The organism is Moraxella bovoculi (genome assembly GCF_000988745.2).
Lineage (GTDB): Bacteria > Pseudomonadota > Gammaproteobacteria > Pseudomonadales > Moraxellaceae > Moraxella > Moraxella bovoculi.
In genome coordinates, this window is the sequence record NZ_CP011381.2 from 340,449 (window position 1) to 356,103 (window position 15,655).

Below are 15,655 nucleotides of genomic sequence, written 5' to 3' on the forward strand. Positions count from 1 at the left end.
TAGGGTTTGGTTTGGTGAGCTAAATTAGTGGCAATTTTTATATATCTTGAAATTGCCATCATTAGACTTAACATTAGGAGAGTATAATGGCAACTTTTAAATGCCGAGTGGTAAGTGCTCGAGAAGAGTTGTATGCTGGCGACATCAGCGTTCTAGTGGCAGCTGGTCACGATGGTGAGATTGGTATTCTTGCGGGTCACACCCCTTTGATTACCCTGCTAAGACCAGGCACTTTACGCTTAAAAAATGCTGAAGGTGCAGAAGAGATCATCTATGTATCTGGTGGTGTTCTAGAAGTGCAACCAAGCATCGTAACTGTTTTGGCAGATTCTGCTGAACGCGCACATGACCTAGATGAAGCAAAAATTGCTGAAGCACGCCGCGCAGCTGAACAACTATTGGCAAATCAAAACAACACCGTTCAGACGAACGCTGCACTGGCTGCATTGGCTGAGTCCGTAGCGCAGCTACAAACCATCCAAAAATACAAAAACCGTGCTTAATCGGTTGGTATTTTATAAAGCAATCGTATGATTTAGCTTAAGGATAACCATGACAACGAATACACCAACACCTGAAAAAGAAGACATTCCTAGAATCTTGATCGTTGAAGATGATGAAAGATTGGCAATGCTAACCCAAGATTATCTAAGACGTAATGGCTTGGATGTCGCCATTGAGACTGATGGCACGCGTGCGATTCGTCGCATTGTCAGCGAGCAGCCAGATTTAGTGGTGCTAGATGTCATGTTGCCTGGATCTGATGGTTTGACAGTTTGCCGTGAAGTACGACCAAATTACCAAAATCCAATTTTGATGTTAACGGCTCGTACCGAAGACATGGATCAGGTATTAGGCCTTGAGATGGGTGCGGATGACTATGTCGCCAAGCCTGCCCAGCCAAGAGTATTGCTAGCGCGTATTCGTGCATTGCTTCGCCGTTCTGAGACCGCACCTTCTGTAGATTCGCCACAACGCTTAGAGTTTGGTGATCTGGTGATTGATAATGGTGGTCGTTCTGTTACTTTGAATGATGAATTGGTTGATTTTACTAGTGCGGAATATGATTTGCTGTGGCTATTAGCTTCGAATTCAGGTCGAATTTTATCCCGCGAAGATATTTTTGAGCGTCTGCGTGGTATTGAGTACGATGGTCAAGATCGTTCGATCGATGTTCGCATTTCGCGCATCCGTCCAAAGATTGGCGATGATCCAGAGAATCCTAAGCGCATCAAAACCGTGCGTAGCAAGGGTTATTTGTTTGTCAAAGAAGGCAACTAATGATGTATCCAAAAATAAAAGCTGGCTGATGCTGGCTTTTATTTTATTTTTTTGATGATTGTTGGTTTTTTATGGCGCTAATTTCTTTAACTGAACGCAGTATCTTTTTTCGCATTTATGCAGGGCTTTTATTGGTGTGCCTTGCAGTGGCTTTTTTCGCCTATTTGCTTGTAGATACCATCAACCAAGAGCGTATCCAATCCTATCGCGAGAAAGCCTCTACGGGCGCTTTCTATCTTATCAGTCAAGGCGTGGCGCATCAACAAGAACCAAGTCGTCGTCAGTATTGGCTGTCAGATGCCAGTCGATTGTTTGGTGAGAGTTTCTCAGTTGTTCCAATGAACACGGTTGAATTTAAAGGTCGTGAAATCAGACGTCTCAACGAAGAAAAAACCGTGGTTCGTTATGACTCCGCCACCAAAGAATCAACCATGTATCACCGAATTGCTGGCGAAGATAATCTATTAACGGTTAAGCTGTCCCAAGTTGGTGAGCGTCAGGTGCGTGCATTGACGATTTTCTTGTTGGATGATTTGTCTTATTATCCAACTATTGAGGCTAAGACAGGGCGCTTGCAGTTTTTAAGCCAAAAATTTTCTTACCCTATTCAAATTAGACCCATAGATTCGGTGGGTCTTGATTCTAGCCAGATTGCCCGCATTCGTCGTGATGAGCCAGTCATTCTCTATAAAGACGGCGATGGTATTCAAAACTCATTGATCTCATTTGTCGTGGCATCAGAAGTTGATACTTCGGTTATTGTCATTGGTCCTATTGATCTTTTTAATTGGTTTCCGCTGAATCTGATTGCCAGTGTGGTTTTGATTTGTTTATTGCTCATTAGTTTGGGTGTTTATGGTTTGATTTTCCCGCTTGAGCGCAGATTACAGTTGCTACAGGCGGGTTTAAAACGTGTCATGCAGGGCGATCTAAATACTCGTGTGCAGGTCGTGGGGCATGATGATGTTGCGCGTCTTTCATCTACTTTTAATGCCATGACGCAGCACATCAAGCGTTTGATCGAGGCGCAAAGGGAGCTGACGCGTGCGGTGTCGCATGAGCTTCGTACGCCTGTTGCGCGTATTCGCTTTGCGGTGGATATGCTGGCTGACGAAGATGACCATGAGTCAAGACAATTTCAAAAACAATATATCGATGAAGACATTGAGTCTTTAAATGAGTTGATTGATGAGATCTTGACCTATGCTAAGTTGGAGGAAGGTTCGCCGAAGCTTGAGTGGGAATTGGTCGATTTGGGTGATCTGGTGAAGCAGGTTGAGCGTGAGACGAATGCCCTTGGTAAGGACATTAAGGTTCTAGTGAATATCACTTCGCCTAAGGCGCAGGCGATGGCAGACAAGCGTTATTTGCATCGTGTGGTACAGAACTTGGCAGGTAATGCCATGCGATATGCTGAGAGCAGCATTATCATTAGTACAGGCGTTGTGAAAGGGCGCGCCTTTGTTAGTGTTGAAGATGATGGGCAGGGCATCAAGGAAGAGGATCGTGAAAAAGTCTTTGTGCCATTTGCGCGTCTTGATGACAGTCGTACTCGCGCATCAGGTGGTTACGGTCTTGGGCTGTCCATCGTCTCACGAATTGCCTTTTGGTTCAATGCCAATCTAAAAGTTGATGAAAGCCCTGATCTAAAGGGCGCAAGATTTATTATGGATTGGCCAGCTAAGCAAACGGGCGTGTATATCGTTGCTGATGAACTGACCCAAGCCAAAAGCGATAAAGTGCTGATTGGTGATTAAGTCTTTTATGACTTGATTGAGTTAGTAATAACATAAAACCACCTAAGTGATTTTAGGTGGTTTTATGTTATTTTTGGCTATTCTTCGGTATCGTCATTGATAACGACTTGAGTGATAAGTGGGATTTTGATGCAGACATATAGCCCTCCCTCAGGATGATTCATCGCTTCGACCTCGCCTTGGTGTAAGCGTGCGATTCGATTGACGATGGCAAGACCTAACCCGCTGCCTTGAGTGGTGCGTGCTGTCTCTCCGCGCTCAAATGGCTGCATGATGCGCTCTAGCTGATCATCGGCCACACCTTCTCCCTCGTCTTTGACATGAATGATGAGCTTGGGGAATTTGGCATGCGGATCAGTGAGCTCCAGACCAGCATCCTCAACAGTGGCAGGCGGTAAGATCGATGCACCAATATGAATAGGCTCACGACCATAACGAATGGCGTTATTCACCAGATTGATGATGAGGCGCTTGATTGACAGCGGGCGAACAGGCACATCGTGGCTGACATCACTTTCATAGATAAAGCGCGTATCGGTAAACTGCACCATAATTTCCTTAAAAATCGTGTCTAGATTTGTCAAGCGTACAGGCTCGTCTGAGCCATCCTTCATGAATGAAATGAACTGCTCCAAGATGGCATCCATGTCCTCAATATCATAAACCAGGCCTTCGCGGAAAAACTCATCGGGCAGCATCTCCGCCGTCAGACGCATTCTGGTCAATGGCGTGCGCAGGTCATGACTGATGCCTGCTAGCATGATGGTTCGTTCCTTTTGGGCTTGGTTTAGGGTGGTGAATAAGCGGTTAAAAGCAGTATTAACTTGGCGAATCTCTCGCGGACCCTTGTTGGTGGCGAGCGTGGTGGCGTGTCCTTGTTGAATGTAGTCTGTGGCGGCGCGTTCTAGTTTTTTAAGTGGGCGATTTAATCCGCGCACCAGCATCCAGATGGTTAATAAAGTGATGAACGGCAATCCAAAGGCAAAACCTGCTAACACGCCCGTGCTGTACTGAGAATAGTAAGTCACAGGCTCGCGCAGCCATCTGTTGGGGTATTTGCTGTCTTGTACCCATAATTTGGGTTCTGGCTTGAATTTAAAAAACACTTTAACTTCACGCCCAAGCTCACGCCCGATCTCGCTTGACAATATGTCAGTTAAGTCGCTTACGAAGAATTTATCGGTCACATCAGGAAACCGCTTGGGATCATCGATGATCTCAACATGACTGTTATCAATCAGCCACGCCATCATTTTAGGATCATCTTGCCAAGTGGTGCTGGCACTGTCCATAAGCCTAATTTCACTGGTCAGATAACTTGCGTGGTTCTTTAATTCAGGTAGATACAGACTGCGCCAAAATAGCCATAAAGACAGCCAAACACTGGCAAATACGATAAAAATCACCACCAAGATCGTCTGCCAAGTGTTAGAATATAGGCGATGGCGCAAATGGGCAAAAAAATGGCTTAGGCGATGACTCATGGGCTGCTCTGGCGTTCATTGAGGTTATGATGCGGAAAATTGTATCACAGCTTCGCGACTTTTCGAAATGTTGATAAAAATTTGCCAAAAATACGATATTTTTTAGATTTTACTTTGAAAGGCGGGCAAATTTTGGTATAATTGAAGTCTTTTTAATGGTTCTGTTTTGTCATCGGCTCATCCTCAACTCGGACGACAGGATTATTAACCTAATTCTTGCAACAAACTTTTTTACTTAATTTCTTAAAGAGAGTTATCATGGTTGTTATTCGTCTAGCCCGTGGCGGCGCAAAAAAACGTCCTTTCTATCAAGTAGTTGTTGCTGACAAGCGTGCTGCACGCGACGGTCGCCACATCGAAAAAATCGGTTTCTTCAATCCACTAGCGCGTGGTCAAGAAGAGGCTTTCCGCATTGACCTAGATACTTACAATGCATGGATCGCTAAAGGTGCACAGCCTTCTGATCGTGTAGCTCAGCTAGTAAAAGCTAAGCAAGCTGCTTAATACTTATTGGTGGCTTTGACGCACGCCAAAAGTTAAAACAAAAAATCGGTTTGTGTTGTTCATAGAACTTCTTCGCAAGCCGATTTTTATTTTATCCATTTTTAGATGATGAAGATATGATCACCATGAAGCCAAATTTACGCCGCGATGTACAAACACCCAATGCCGATGAATTAATCAAAATCGCCACCTTAAAGAAGCCTTATGGCATCAAAGGCTGGCTTTGGGTATTCAGCGAGACGGACAATCGCGCTGATGTTTTTGCCATGAAGCCTTGGTGGATGAAGACAGCGACTGGATTTAAGCCGCTGACGGCGACGAATTGGCGAGAGCAGGGCAAAGGCTTGGTGGCGAGTTTTGCTGAGGTTCCTGACCGCAATGTCGCTGAGACCATGAATGGCACAACGGTTTGGGTGCACCGAGATAATCTTCCTAGTCTTGATGAAGATGAGTATTATTGGTCTGATTTGATTGGTCTTACTGTGATTAACGAAGAAGGCGAGAATCTTGGCATCATTAAAGAGATGTTCGAGACAGGCGCACATGAGATCATCTCTGTCAAAGCGACCAAAGACAGCATCGATACCGAGGATAGACTGATTCCATGGCACAAAGAGATTGTGCTTGCTGTGGACCTAGAAAAGCAAACCATGCTCGTAGCATGGGGCGCGGACTACTAGCGGATCGGATTTGGTATGTTTTTTGCGGTTGTTAGTATCATGCCAGAGATGTTCGGCGCGGTGCGTGATTTTGGCATCACAGGACGCGCAGTGACGCGTCAGCAAACTGTCATTCATGTGATTAACCCTCGGGATTTTACCACAGATAATTATAAGCGCATCGACGAGCGAACCTTTGGTGGTGGACCGGGTATGGTCATGATGGCAGAGCCATTGGAGCGTGCGATTTTACATGCCAAAGAGCAGGCCGCGAATCATCTTAAGGATAAAGGCATCGATGATCCAATTTGTCCTGTTGTCTATATGTCGCCGCAAGGTAAGACTCTGGATGAGTCAAGTGTGGTGGAGTTTGCTAATTATGATGGCATGATTCTACTGTGTGGTCGTTATGAAGGCATTGATGAGCGTCTGCTGGAATGCTATGTCGATGTTGAGGTGTCGATTGGTGATTATGTATTAACAGGCGGGGAGCTGCCTGCGATGGTGCTGATGGATAGCGTCATTCGGCGCATTCCTGCCGTGATGGGTGACGATAAGTCAGCGGTCGAAGACAGTTTTGTGGATGGACTGCTTGACTGTCCGCATTATACTAAGCCGATCGAATTTCAAGGTAAGGCAGTGCCAGACGTGCTACTGTCAGGTCATCATGCCAATATCGCAAAATGGCGATTCATTCAACAAGTAAAACGTACCAAAGCGCGTCGCCCCGACCTGTGGGAGAAATTCACCCCGACCAAAGAACAGGCTAAATGGCTAAAATCTCTGGATGAGGAGTGATAAAAACTGCTTTTGTTCTTGAATGCGAACAAAATATCTAGTAAAATAGTCAAGTTTTTGCCCATGTGGTTTGGGCTTGCAGTGATTCACTGCTGATCATGTTACGATATGCGACCTCTTAACCACACACAAGAGGTATCAGCCTATGTCGTTAGATTGGAGATTGCCATGAGCAACAAACATCCCCTAGTTCAACACATCGAAAATTCACAACTTAAAGAGCACCCAGCTTTTGCACCAGGTGACACTGTTGTGGTACAAGTAAAAGTTCGTGAAGGCGACCGTGAGCGTCTACAGGCATTCGAAGGCGTGGTTATCGCTAAGCGTAACCGTGGCTTGAACTCTTCTTTCACCGTGCGTAAAATCTCAAGCGGTATCGGTGTAGAGCGTGCATTCCAACTACATTCACCACTAATCGACAGCATCAGCGTGAAGCGTCGTGGTGACGTACGTCGTGCGAAGCTTTACTACCTACGTGATCGTTTTGGTAAATCTGCACGTATCAAAGAAAAATTGGGTGCAAGAAAAGAAGCTTAATTCTCCTTTTCTCATCTCAAAAAACCCTGTCATTAGACAGGGTTTTTATTTTGTGCGCTTTTGTTGTTCAAAATTATTCAAAGCGTGCGGTTTGCGCATGAGATTTGCTGTGGCTTCGTAGGCGGATGTATAAGGTCTTATCAACTTTGGCGATGGTTTTGCCATGCTCATCGGTGATGTCTACTTGATAGTCGCGGAATACAGGTTCGCCGGACTTGGCAAGGCTGATAATGGTATTAATCTCTTCGGTGTCTATCTTCATGCGTGCGGTGACTTTGCTGTCGGCGGCTTTGATGAAGTCGATGGTGGATTTTTTATCCCAGACGACATAGTCTTTACCAAGTCGCGCCATGAGCATCATCATAAAAAACGGATCGGTCATCATGAATAGGCTACCACCGAACTGTGTTCCGACGATGTTTTGATTGAGCTTGGTCAGTGGCATGCTAACGACGCACAGACTGTTATCAAGGTCCATCACTTCCACACGAATGCCTGCGCCCACGAGCGGTGCATAGGTGGCAAGCCTTACCTTTAGTAGGTGTGGCATAAGCTGAGGATAGGCGATTTTGCGACCTTTTTTGATGAGTTTGTCAAGGCGATCTTTGGCGCTTTGAATGGTCATGACGTTCTCTGGGTATAAAATGAATATTTTGCCATAGATTTGTCATTTGATAAAGGATAAATGTGGGCGAACATCTTGCAAATGCTAAAATTTGCCTTATTATCAATGCTAAATGACGATAAATTTAACAGACATGAATGATACGCCAAATCCCCCCAATCTTGATCAAGGTCAATCCAACGAAAAAGACAGAAAATCTCACATCAGCCACTTATTAAAATCCCTACCGAACCTGCCTGGGGTGTATAAGATGCTTGGCAAGTCAGGCGAGATTCTGTACGTTGGTAAAGCAAAATCCCTAAAAAACCGCGTCACCAGCTACTTCGCCAAGACTGTAGAGCACCCCAAGACGCGAGCACTCGTGCAGCGTATCTGCGACATCGAGATCATCATCGTGCGCGGTGAGACAGAGGCACTGCTGCTTGAGCAAAACCTCATCAAGGTGCACAAACCACCGTATAACATCATTCTGCGTGATGATAAGTCCTATCTGTATGTGTTCATGTCAACTGATCGATTTCCAAGATTGGGATTCGGACGAGGCAAGGGGAATCACGTCGAAGGAAGGTTCTTTGGGCCGTATCCATCTGCAACAGGCGCAAAAGAAGCATTGCTGCTCATGCAGAAGCTTTTTATGATTAGAAACTGCACCAACAGTTATTTTAATACGCGAAAACGACCTTGCCTTGAATATCAGATCAAGCGATGTAAGGCGCCTTGTGTGGGCATGGTTAGCCGCGAAGAGTATTTGGATGATGTTAATAGCGCGCTATTGTTCCTAAGTGGGGAGAATGCCCAAGTCCAAGAAATGCTGGTCAGCAAAATGGAAAGGGCAGCAGAGGAATTAAACTTCGAGCAGGCGGCATTTTATCGTGATCGAATCACCATGGTCAGCGAGATGCAGGCGCGCCAAGCAGTGTTTCGCCTAGAGGGGGAGGCGGATGTCTTTGCCGTCGATCACAAGGCGGGCGTGACGAGCATCCATGTGCTGACCGTTCGCGGCGGCAAGGTACTGGGCGGTAAGAATTATTTTCCCGATGAGATTGTGCTTGCTGAGCAGAATAATGCTGAGCGTCTGGCGGAGTTTATTTTGTCGTTTTATTTTCAGGTGAGTGATGATTTGCCCGCTGAGATCATTGTTAGCGAGCATCTGCCTGATGCTGATACCATCGCAGAGCTATTAAGTGAGCAATTTGGCAAAAAAACACAAATCAAACACCGCGTCCAAAAGCATCGCAGTGAATGGCTAAGTCTGGCGGTGTTAAATGTTGACAACGCCCTTAAGGCTAAGATGACAGATTATTATGAACTAAAAGCGCGCTTTAATGCCTTAAAGTTAGTGCTTGAGACGGTATCGCCACGAGCCATTGATCGCATTGAGTGCTTTGATATCAGCCATACGATGGGCGAGGCGGCGGTGGGATCTTGCGTGGTGTTCGACTCTGGCGGCTCTCGCAAGCGTGATTATCGCCAATATGCCATCCACGACATCACAGGCGGCGATGACTATGCGGCTATGCGTCAGGTGCTCATGCGTCGATATGCCAAACATGAATTGCCTGATTTATTGTTAATCGATGGCGGTAAAGGGCAATTAAACATCGCCAAAGAAGTGCTAAGCGAATTAGGTAAGTTAGATGATACGCTGCTGGTCAGCGTGGCAAAAGGCGAAGGGCGTAAGGCGGGGCTTGAGATGCTGCACTTTATCAATCATGAGCCGATCGACCTGCCCATGGACTCTAAGGCACTGCATCTGATCATGCATATTCGAGATGAGGCGCACCGCTTTGCCATTACCAATCACCGTAAAAAACGCGACAAAGCTCGTGGGTCGTCAGTGCTAGAAGTCATCCCAGGCCTGGGCGAGAAAAGACGGCGTGAACTACTCAATCACTTCGGCGGTATCCAGCAGCTCATCAGTGCATCCGAGCTTGAGATCGCCAGTGTTAAAGGCATTGGTAGGGTCTTGGCGAGTACGATTTATAAGGCGCTGCACGATTGATGACTATAAGGTTGGATTGGTCTTTACTGTCTTAATGGTTACTGTGTTATAATTTTACTTTTTTAGTCATTGATGTGTCATGTCGATAAAATTACTCCACGTCAAGCCAAAAGGCATTCAGCATACGCCTTTTGAAGATTTTCTTGCGGTGCTGATTGGGACGTTTGTTGTGGGCTTTGGCGTCATGCTTCTAAAGCAAAGCGCCATTGCTCTGGGCGGTACGGTTGGTTTATCCATGATGCTGCATCATACGACAGGCGTTGCCTTTGGCGTGTGGTTTTTCGTGGTGAATTTGCCATTTTACCATTTGGGTTATCGTAGACTTGGCGGTAAGATGATTGTATGCACAGCGGTAGCTGTTGCGCTGCTGTCTGTGATGACCGAGATACACCCTTATTTTATAGATGTCGCACAGCCTAGCCCCGCATACGTCGTGATCTTGGCCAATATTCTGATTGGAATTGGGCTTTTGATATTATTTCGCCATCGTACGACGCTTGGTGGCTTTAATTTGCTTGCGCTAGACGTCCAAGACCGCCATAACATTCCAGCTGGTAAAGTCTTAATGGTGATGGATGGGGCGGTGTTATTGTTGTCATTATTTTATCTAAATCTGCAGACCTTCATCTTATCAATCATGGGTATGCTGATTTTAAATGCGATATTGGCGATGAATTTTCGTAAAGACAGATATGTCGGCAGCTAAAAAAACGCACCAATGGATGCGTTTTTGATTTATTTGCCGGTTAATTGTCCAGCAATCCAGCGCTTAATCGGCGGGAAATTGTTACTGGCGCGAAGGGCGACATCGCGCAGTATGCGCACAGGTCTTGAGTCATTGGTGAACATTGATACCATCGCATTCGTGCCATGATAGAGCGGTCTGGTGTGACGCTGATGGTGTAGATTGTAGGTATGTAGCAGCTTGGCGCTGCCGATGTCGCCATTCTTGCGGTGGGCATTCATAACAAGACTACCCAGAATATCAACGCTGATCAGACCGAGGTTATAGCCATGTGCAGTGACAGGGTGCATACCAACAGCGGCATCACCAATCAGTGCGGCGCGCTCTGCGATGAAAGTCTTGGCATGAACGCCCATAAGCGGGTAGTGATGAACCGTGCCTGCGATTGTGCATTCACCCAGCTTGTCGCCCATCATGCGCTGCGCTTCCTTGGCAAGTTCGTCAGCAGTCATGGCGAGTAGCTCAGCGACCTGTGTGTTATCCAGTGTGATGACGCAGTTGGTTAGGTTGTCGTGCAGTGGCAACAAGGCAAGGGTGCGCCCATAGAAGAAACATTCTTGGGCGGTGGCGCCATTAGATATAGGGTGGCTGACCCTAAAGACAATCACCGTGCGCCCAAAATCGTTCATCTGCGCCCCGATGCCAAGTGTGCGACGTACGAATGACAGGCGACTGTCTGCACCGATGAGTAGGTTGGCGGTTAGGGCTGAGCCGTCATCTAATGTAACGATGGCTTGCTGAGAGTTGGTCTCGACGGATGTGATGGTGCTGTCTGTCAATAATGTAACATTGGGTAGATCTTTAACTTCATCGTACAGTGCTTGTCTGATGTTGCGGTTTGAGATGAGATTGCCTAATCTGTCCAATGAGTTGAGTATTTTTAGGTCAGTTGGTACCTTAAAATGCAAAGCATAATCAGAAGTGCCGCTATACACCTTAGCATCTCTTAATGGATAGATGTCATCGGTGCTGAAACGTTGCCATGCGCCTAGGTTTTGTAAGATTTCTTTTGAGCGGTGTGTCAAAGCGATCTCACGCCCATCATAGGCAGGATTTGCGATGCTGTCTAGGCTTGCCTTTTCGACGAGGGTGATGTTTAGGTCGGTGCCTTTAAGATATCTGGCAAACGCAAGCCCTGCTGGACCTGCGCCGATGACGATGATGTCGCTATGACGGCTCATGATGATCTCTTTATGTTATTGTTTTGGTTTTATTGATTTGATTTATAATCTGCCAGTTCGTTTCTGACCGCAGTGCTTACCCATGCCTTTAGATCACCAGACAGATGCACCATGTGCTCGCCCAAGAAATCATCTAACTGCGCTGATAATTTTGCACTGATGCGCGCTTCAACATCGGACAATTCTTCTGGGCTAAATTCGCCGTGAGTCTCTTGGATGAGTGGCGTGGTGTCGATGCTATGTACCAATTTAATAGGCTCCTTCGATTCGCCTTGGTGCGTGCTTAGTAGCTCAGATACTGCGCCGCCAAAATCGTTATTCGTGAACTGATAATCCTTGGCGGCGATATCGCTACCGAGCATGTGAATGATGTCGTCTAGTTCTTGATGGAAAGCTTGCTTGACAGCATTTGGGGTGGCAAGCCAGCGTTTGGAGAATTGTAGGGTTGGTGAGAAAGTCGCCATGTGTCATCCTTATTTTTTAAATCTGATTGTCAAAATAACTACTCATAAGCATTGTAAAACAAAACCCACGCCAAATAAAGTCCCAAAAAGAAGTAGTGCTGTGCCTCTGGCCTATTTATTTGGCATCGAACGTGGTGAGCGCGTCTGATTTAACCAATTTAAAGCCTTTGCCATCTGTATTCTCGATGATGAATAATGCTTTGATGTGATGGTCGTTTGCCATCCGCAGCGCATTGTCATATGGTACGGCGGTCAGTGCTGTTGCCCAGCCGTCTGCCAGTGCGGTGCTGTCATGCAGAACAGTGACGCTAGGTGCTGAGCCTGCCACAGGTTTTGCGGTGGTTGGGTTGATGGTGTGGCTGTAGCGTACCCTGTTAAATTCCACCGAATTGCGATAGCCGCCAGACGTTGCCATGTGTAGGGTTTGCCCTGATTTTTGGGTGATGGTGGTGATGGTCTCTCGACTGGCAATAGAGCTGTCAATCACGGGCGAATCGATGGCTAGTGTCCATGCACTGCCTTTGGCATTCACGCCTTTGGTGGCGACTTCACCGCCAATCTCTACCATATAATCGGTAATCTGATAATCATCGGTAAGGACGCGCGCGATGGTGTCCACGCCATAGCCTTTGGCGATCGCTGAGAAGTCTAGACCTACCCCATCGTGTATCTTATGGATGCTGTCATTGGTTAGAATGACTTTATCCAGACCGATTTTGTCTTTGATGGCGTTTATTTCATTGTCTGTGGGTGGTGATTGCAGTCGCTCGACGCTCATCTTCGAGCCAAAGCCCCACAGCTCCACCAAAGGGTAAACCGTCGGATCAAAGCTACCACCGCTCGCCTGATAAATGGCACGACTGTCGCCAAGTACTTGCAAGAAATCCTTATCCAGCGACATGGGGTGATTGCTCGGCAGTCGATTAAACTTTGAAATTGCGCTGTCTTCGATGTAGGTGGACATGCTTTGATTCACTTCTTCAAGGCGTGCATCAATGGCGGCTTGAATGTCTGCGCTGTTTTGGTTGTTGTTTTTGAAGGTGATGTGATAAGTTGTCCCCATCGTTTTGCCTTCGATGCTTTGGTAATCGCTCTTTGGCGAACAAGCGGTCAAACAAACGGCAGGTACAGCGAGCAAAAGTAGTAAGTGGCGCATGTCATTCCTAAATGATAGATAAGCTGTCGGTTATTTTAGCATTTTTTGATGGATAGATAAAACAAAACCGCCAAAGAGCGGTTCGTTGATAATGAGAACGATGGATTAAGATTGGCGTTGCCAAGTGGTGAATTCAAAAGCAATGCCGCTCTTGTCATCGGTTTGTTGCTCTGAACGCCAGATTTCCTTGAATTCATTGCCGATGGCAGGATAATGCGTGTCACCTTGCACGTCCAGATCGACTTCGGTGATTTCTAAGATATCCGCCATGCTTAGGCTTTGGCGGTAAATCTCGCCTCCGCCAATAACAAAAATTCTATCTTTACCCAGTCGCGTCGCGTCAGCTTTGGCACTCTTGATGGCGGTTGGCAAATCATGAGCGACCGCCACACCGTCTGCTGTCCATGCCGTATCTCGTGTAATGACGTGATGTGTCCGATTGGGCAAGGGTCGACCGAGCGACTCAAAGGTCTTTCGCCCCATGACAATCACGCCCCCTGTGGTAATCTCTTTAAAATGCTTTAAATCAGCAGGGATATGCCAAGCTAGGTCGTTGGCTTTGCCTATGCAGTTTTGGCGGTCTTTGGCGACCACATGGATGATCTTGATGTTATTCATATCACACCGCCACGTCCGCTTTGATGCGCTCATGCGATTGGTAGTTTTCGATGCTGATATCATCAAAACCAAAGGCAAAAATATCCTTAATTTTAGGATTTAATTTAAGCTGACAAAGCAGCAATGGCTCGCGGGTTAATTGTAATTTTGCCTGTTCAAAATGGTTATGATACAAATGCGTATCGCCGCCCGTCCACACAAATTCGCCCACGTCTAGCCCGCACACTTGAGCGATCATATGGGTAAATAGGGCGTAGCTTGCGATATTAAACGGCACGCCTAAAAACACGTCCGCACTGCGCTGATACAGCTGACAGGACAGTTTGTCATTCACGACATAGAACTGAAACAGCGTATGACAGGGTGGTAGGGCGACTTGGCTGGCTTCATTGGGATTCCAGCCTGAGATGATGAGACGGCGAGAGTCGGGATTGGTTTTGATTTCGTTGATGAGCCATTTGATCTGATCAAAGCCGTCTGTCTGATACGAGCCGTTAGCGTTTTTGGTCGCTCCAAAGTTACGCCACTGATGACCATAAACAGGGCCCAAATCACCTTCTTGACGACCGAATCTTGCTGTCTGCTCCGCGGTCGCCCACTCGTCCCAAATGGTTACACCATTGTCCTGCAAATATTTGACGTGAGTATCGCCTTTGATGAACCATAACAGTTCGTGCGTGATGGATTTCATGTGTACTTTTTTGGTGGTAAGTAGGGGAAATCCATCCGTCAAATCAAATCGCATTTGATAACCAAACACCGAACGAGTGCCTGTACCGGTGCGGTCAGATTTGTCTTGTCCTTTGTCTAGGATGTGTTGTAATAATTCTAGATATTGTTTCATGTCCGTGCCTTAGGCTTTTTGCCAATCGTAGATGTTCTTTTTGTAGGCGAGCACCATCAAAATCAAGCCAGCGATGATCATCGGCGAGCTGTATAGTTGCCCTTTGCTCATCCATCCAAAGATCAGCTCATAGCCAACATCTGGCTGACGGAAAAATTCGGTAATAAAACGGCTGCAACCATAACCCAACAAGAACAGCGCAGATACAGCATAGCGCGGACGTGGCTTGGCGCTAAACCACCACAGCAATATGAACAGTAATGCGCCTTCGGTCAGTGCTTGATATAACTGGCTTGGGTGGCGTGGCAGTAGGAAATAATCGCCCATCTGCATCGCGATATTGTGTAGGCTTGGGTCGGCGTTGATGAGCTCATGGTCGGCGTGAACTGCTTGGGGAAAATACATCAGATGAGCATAATCGCCGTGCGATACGCGCCCCCACAGCTCGCCATTAATGAAGTTGCCCAGTCGCCCAAACAAAAGCCCCGTTGGCACGGCAGGCGCGATAAAATCCAGCACGGTAAAGGCGTGTTTTTTGTATTTACGTCCAAAAAAATACATAGCAAAAAGCACACCAACAAAGCCACCATGAAAGCTCATGCCGCCTTCCCACACACGCAGTAGGTAGGCAGGATTGGATAAAAATTCGCCAAAATTGTACAAAATCACATAGCCGATACGACCGCCCAAAATCACACCCAGCGCCCCATAAAATACCAAATCTGAGACCATTTCTTGAGTGAAGTCGCCGCGTTTTTTGGCGCGATAGCTTGCCAAGCCATATGCGAATAAGAATGCAAGCAAGTACATAAGCCCATACCAATGCAGCTCAATAAAGCCTAAATCTAGGGCGACAGGGTTAAATTGGGGGTGGATAATTGCCATGATTGTCCGAATTTTTGAAATGATTAACCGCTCATTATAGCGAAATTTTTGATTTTTATCTAAGTTTTATTGGTTGGTTTTTGTGAATATTTCTGTGAACAAAAAAAAGACCAAG

Annotated in this window: 17 protein-coding genes; 9 read left to right on the forward strand and 8 right to left on the reverse strand. The window is 46.5% G+C overall.

Features of this window, described 5'->3' with window-relative positions; genetic code table 11:
• Positions 1–86: 86 nt before the first annotated feature.
• The 3 genes from AAX10_RS01595 (at position 87) to AAX10_RS01605 (ending at position 3,038) form a co-directional block, all read left to right on the forward strand.
• Complete coding sequence (locus AAX10_RS01595; RefSeq protein ID WP_036365863.1) at positions 87–503, forward strand: F0F1 ATP synthase subunit epsilon; 417 nt, start codon at positions 87–89, stop codon at positions 501–503.
• Positions 504–552: 49 nt separating this feature from the next.
• The gene (locus AAX10_RS01600) at positions 553–1,281 is read left to right on the forward strand and encodes a response regulator (protein ID WP_046697818.1); all 729 of its coding nucleotides are present in this window, start codon (positions 553–555) and stop codon (positions 1,279–1,281) included.
• Between the two features lie 71 nt (positions 1,282–1,352).
• A complete protein-coding gene (locus tag AAX10_RS01605) occupies positions 1,353–3,038 on the forward strand; it encodes an ATP-binding protein (RefSeq protein ID WP_036365868.1) in 1,686 nt (561 codons plus the stop codon).
• 77 nt (positions 3,039–3,115) lie between these two features.
• Here AAX10_RS01605 and AAX10_RS01610 read toward each other — a convergent pair whose 3' ends face one another.
• Positions 3,116–4,522 carry an ATP-binding protein gene (locus AAX10_RS01610; RefSeq protein WP_046699660.1) on the reverse strand — a complete coding sequence of 469 codons (1,407 nt, stop codon included), beginning with the start codon at positions 4,520–4,522 and terminating at the stop codon, positions 3,116–3,118.
• Positions 4,523–4,780: 258 nt separating this feature from the next.
• Between AAX10_RS01610 and rpsP the strand changes: the two genes are divergently transcribed.
• From rpsP to rplS, 4 genes are all read left to right on the forward strand, one after another.
• Entirely contained in the window at positions 4,781–5,026 is a 246-nt protein-coding gene (gene rpsP / locus AAX10_RS01615) for a 30S ribosomal protein S16 (protein ID WP_036365874.1), read from the forward strand.
• Between the two features lie 125 nt (positions 5,027–5,151).
• Complete coding sequence (gene rimM / locus AAX10_RS01620) at positions 5,152–5,706, forward strand: ribosome maturation factor RimM (RefSeq protein ID WP_046700546.1); 555 nt, start codon at positions 5,152–5,154, stop codon at positions 5,704–5,706.
• 15 nt (positions 5,707–5,721) lie between these two features.
• Positions 5,722–6,483, forward strand: a complete 762-nt coding sequence (trmD, locus tag AAX10_RS01625; RefSeq protein WP_046699661.1) for a tRNA (guanosine(37)-N1)-methyltransferase TrmD — start codon at positions 5,722–5,724, stop codon at positions 6,481–6,483.
• Positions 6,484–6,651: 168 nt separating this feature from the next.
• Positions 6,652–7,020 (forward strand): 50S ribosomal protein L19, encoded by a 369-nt coding sequence (gene rplS / locus AAX10_RS01630; RefSeq protein WP_036365879.1) that lies wholly within the window; start codon positions 6,652–6,654, stop codon positions 7,018–7,020.
• Positions 7,021–7,093: 73 nt separating this feature from the next.
• Here the strand turns inward: rplS and AAX10_RS01635 are convergent, their stop codons facing one another.
• A complete protein-coding gene (locus tag AAX10_RS01635) occupies positions 7,094–7,645 on the reverse strand; it encodes a DUF4442 domain-containing protein (RefSeq protein ID WP_046699662.1) in 552 nt (183 codons plus the stop codon).
• 133 nt (positions 7,646–7,778) lie between these two features.
• On the opposite strand from AAX10_RS01635, the gene uvrC reads away from it, so the two are divergent.
• Together uvrC and AAX10_RS01645 are read left to right on the forward strand one after the other, a co-directional pair.
• A complete protein-coding gene (gene uvrC / locus AAX10_RS01640; RefSeq protein ID WP_046699663.1) occupies positions 7,779–9,647 on the forward strand; it encodes an excinuclease ABC subunit UvrC in 1,869 nt (622 codons plus the stop codon).
• A 79-nt stretch (positions 9,648–9,726) separates the two neighbouring features.
• Positions 9,727–10,353, forward strand: a complete 627-nt coding sequence (locus tag AAX10_RS01645; protein ID WP_046699664.1) for a DUF6198 family protein — start codon at positions 9,727–9,729, stop codon at positions 10,351–10,353.
• 29 nt (positions 10,354–10,382) lie between these two features.
• On the opposite strand, the gene ubiM is transcribed toward AAX10_RS01645, so the two are convergent.
• From ubiM to lgt, 6 genes are all read right to left on the reverse strand, one after another.
• Complete coding sequence (gene ubiM / locus AAX10_RS01650) at positions 10,383–11,573, reverse strand: 5-demethoxyubiquinol-8 5-hydroxylase UbiM (protein WP_046699665.1); 1,191 nt, start codon at positions 11,571–11,573, stop codon at positions 10,383–10,385.
• A 29-nt stretch (positions 11,574–11,602) separates the two neighbouring features.
• Positions 11,603–12,037 carry a hypothetical protein gene (locus AAX10_RS01655; protein WP_046697823.1) on the reverse strand — a complete coding sequence of 145 codons (435 nt, stop codon included), beginning with the start codon at positions 12,035–12,037 and terminating at the stop codon, positions 11,603–11,605.
• A gap of 115 nt (positions 12,038–12,152) precedes the next feature.
• Positions 12,153–13,193, reverse strand: a complete 1,041-nt coding sequence (locus tag AAX10_RS01660) for an FAD:protein FMN transferase (protein WP_036365896.1) — start codon at positions 13,191–13,193, stop codon at positions 12,153–12,155.
• A 105-nt stretch (positions 13,194–13,298) separates the two neighbouring features.
• On the reverse strand, positions 13,299–13,811 hold the full coding sequence (locus AAX10_RS01665) for a dihydrofolate reductase (RefSeq protein ID WP_046699666.1): 513 nt from the start codon (positions 13,809–13,811) through the stop codon (positions 13,299–13,301).
• A 1-nt stretch (position 13,812) separates the two neighbouring features.
• Positions 13,813–14,655 (reverse strand): thymidylate synthase, encoded by an 843-nt coding sequence (locus tag AAX10_RS01670; protein WP_036365901.1) that lies wholly within the window; start codon positions 14,653–14,655, stop codon positions 13,813–13,815.
• Positions 14,656–14,664: 9 nt separating this feature from the next.
• On the reverse strand, positions 14,665–15,540 hold the full coding sequence (lgt, locus tag AAX10_RS01675; RefSeq protein WP_046699667.1) for a prolipoprotein diacylglyceryl transferase: 876 nt from the start codon (positions 15,538–15,540) through the stop codon (positions 14,665–14,667).
• Positions 15,541–15,655: the final 115 nt, after the last annotated feature.

Coding starts and splice junctions, on each gene's coding strand:
- AAX10_RS01600 (WP_046697818.1), top strand. CDS start 553: ATGACAACGAATACACCAACACCTGAAAAAGAAGACATTCCTAGAATC.
- AAX10_RS01595 (WP_036365863.1), top strand. CDS start 87: ATGGCAACTTTTAAATGCCGAGTGGTAAGTGCTCGAGAAGAGTTGTAT.
- ubiM (WP_046699665.1), bottom strand. CDS start 11,573: ATGAGCCGTCATAGCGACATCATCGTCATCGGCGCAGGTCCAGCAGGG.
- trmD (WP_046699661.1), top strand. CDS start 5,722: ATGTTTTTTGCGGTTGTTAGTATCATGCCAGAGATGTTCGGCGCGGTG.
- AAX10_RS01655 (WP_046697823.1), bottom strand. CDS start 12,037: ATGGCGACTTTCTCACCAACCCTACAATTCTCCAAACGCTGGCTTGCC.
- AAX10_RS01645 (WP_046699664.1), top strand. CDS start 9,727: ATGTCGATAAAATTACTCCACGTCAAGCCAAAAGGCATTCAGCATACG.
- rpsP (WP_036365874.1), top strand. CDS start 4,781: ATGGTTGTTATTCGTCTAGCCCGTGGCGGCGCAAAAAAACGTCCTTTC.
- AAX10_RS01635 (WP_046699662.1), bottom strand. CDS start 7,645: ATGACCATTCAAAGCGCCAAAGATCGCCTTGACAAACTCATCAAAAAA.
- rimM (WP_046700546.1), top strand. CDS start 5,152: ATGAAGCCAAATTTACGCCGCGATGTACAAACACCCAATGCCGATGAA.
- lgt (WP_046699667.1), bottom strand. CDS start 15,540: ATGGCAATTATCCACCCCCAATTTAACCCTGTCGCCCTAGATTTAGGC.
- AAX10_RS01660 (WP_036365896.1), bottom strand. CDS start 13,193: ATGCGCCACTTACTACTTTTGCTCGCTGTACCTGCCGTTTGTTTGACC.
- uvrC (WP_046699663.1), top strand. CDS start 7,779: ATGAATGATACGCCAAATCCCCCCAATCTTGATCAAGGTCAATCCAAC.
- AAX10_RS01665 (WP_046699666.1), bottom strand. CDS start 13,811: ATGAATAACATCAAGATCATCCATGTGGTCGCCAAAGACCGCCAAAAC.
- AAX10_RS01670 (WP_036365901.1), bottom strand. CDS start 14,655: ATGAAACAATATCTAGAATTATTACAACACATCCTAGACAAAGGACAA.
- AAX10_RS01605 (WP_036365868.1), top strand. CDS start 1,353: ATGGCGCTAATTTCTTTAACTGAACGCAGTATCTTTTTTCGCATTTAT.
- AAX10_RS01610 (WP_046699660.1), bottom strand. CDS start 4,522: ATGAGTCATCGCCTAAGCCATTTTTTTGCCCATTTGCGCCATCGCCTA.
- rplS (WP_036365879.1), top strand. CDS start 6,652: ATGAGCAACAAACATCCCCTAGTTCAACACATCGAAAATTCACAACTT.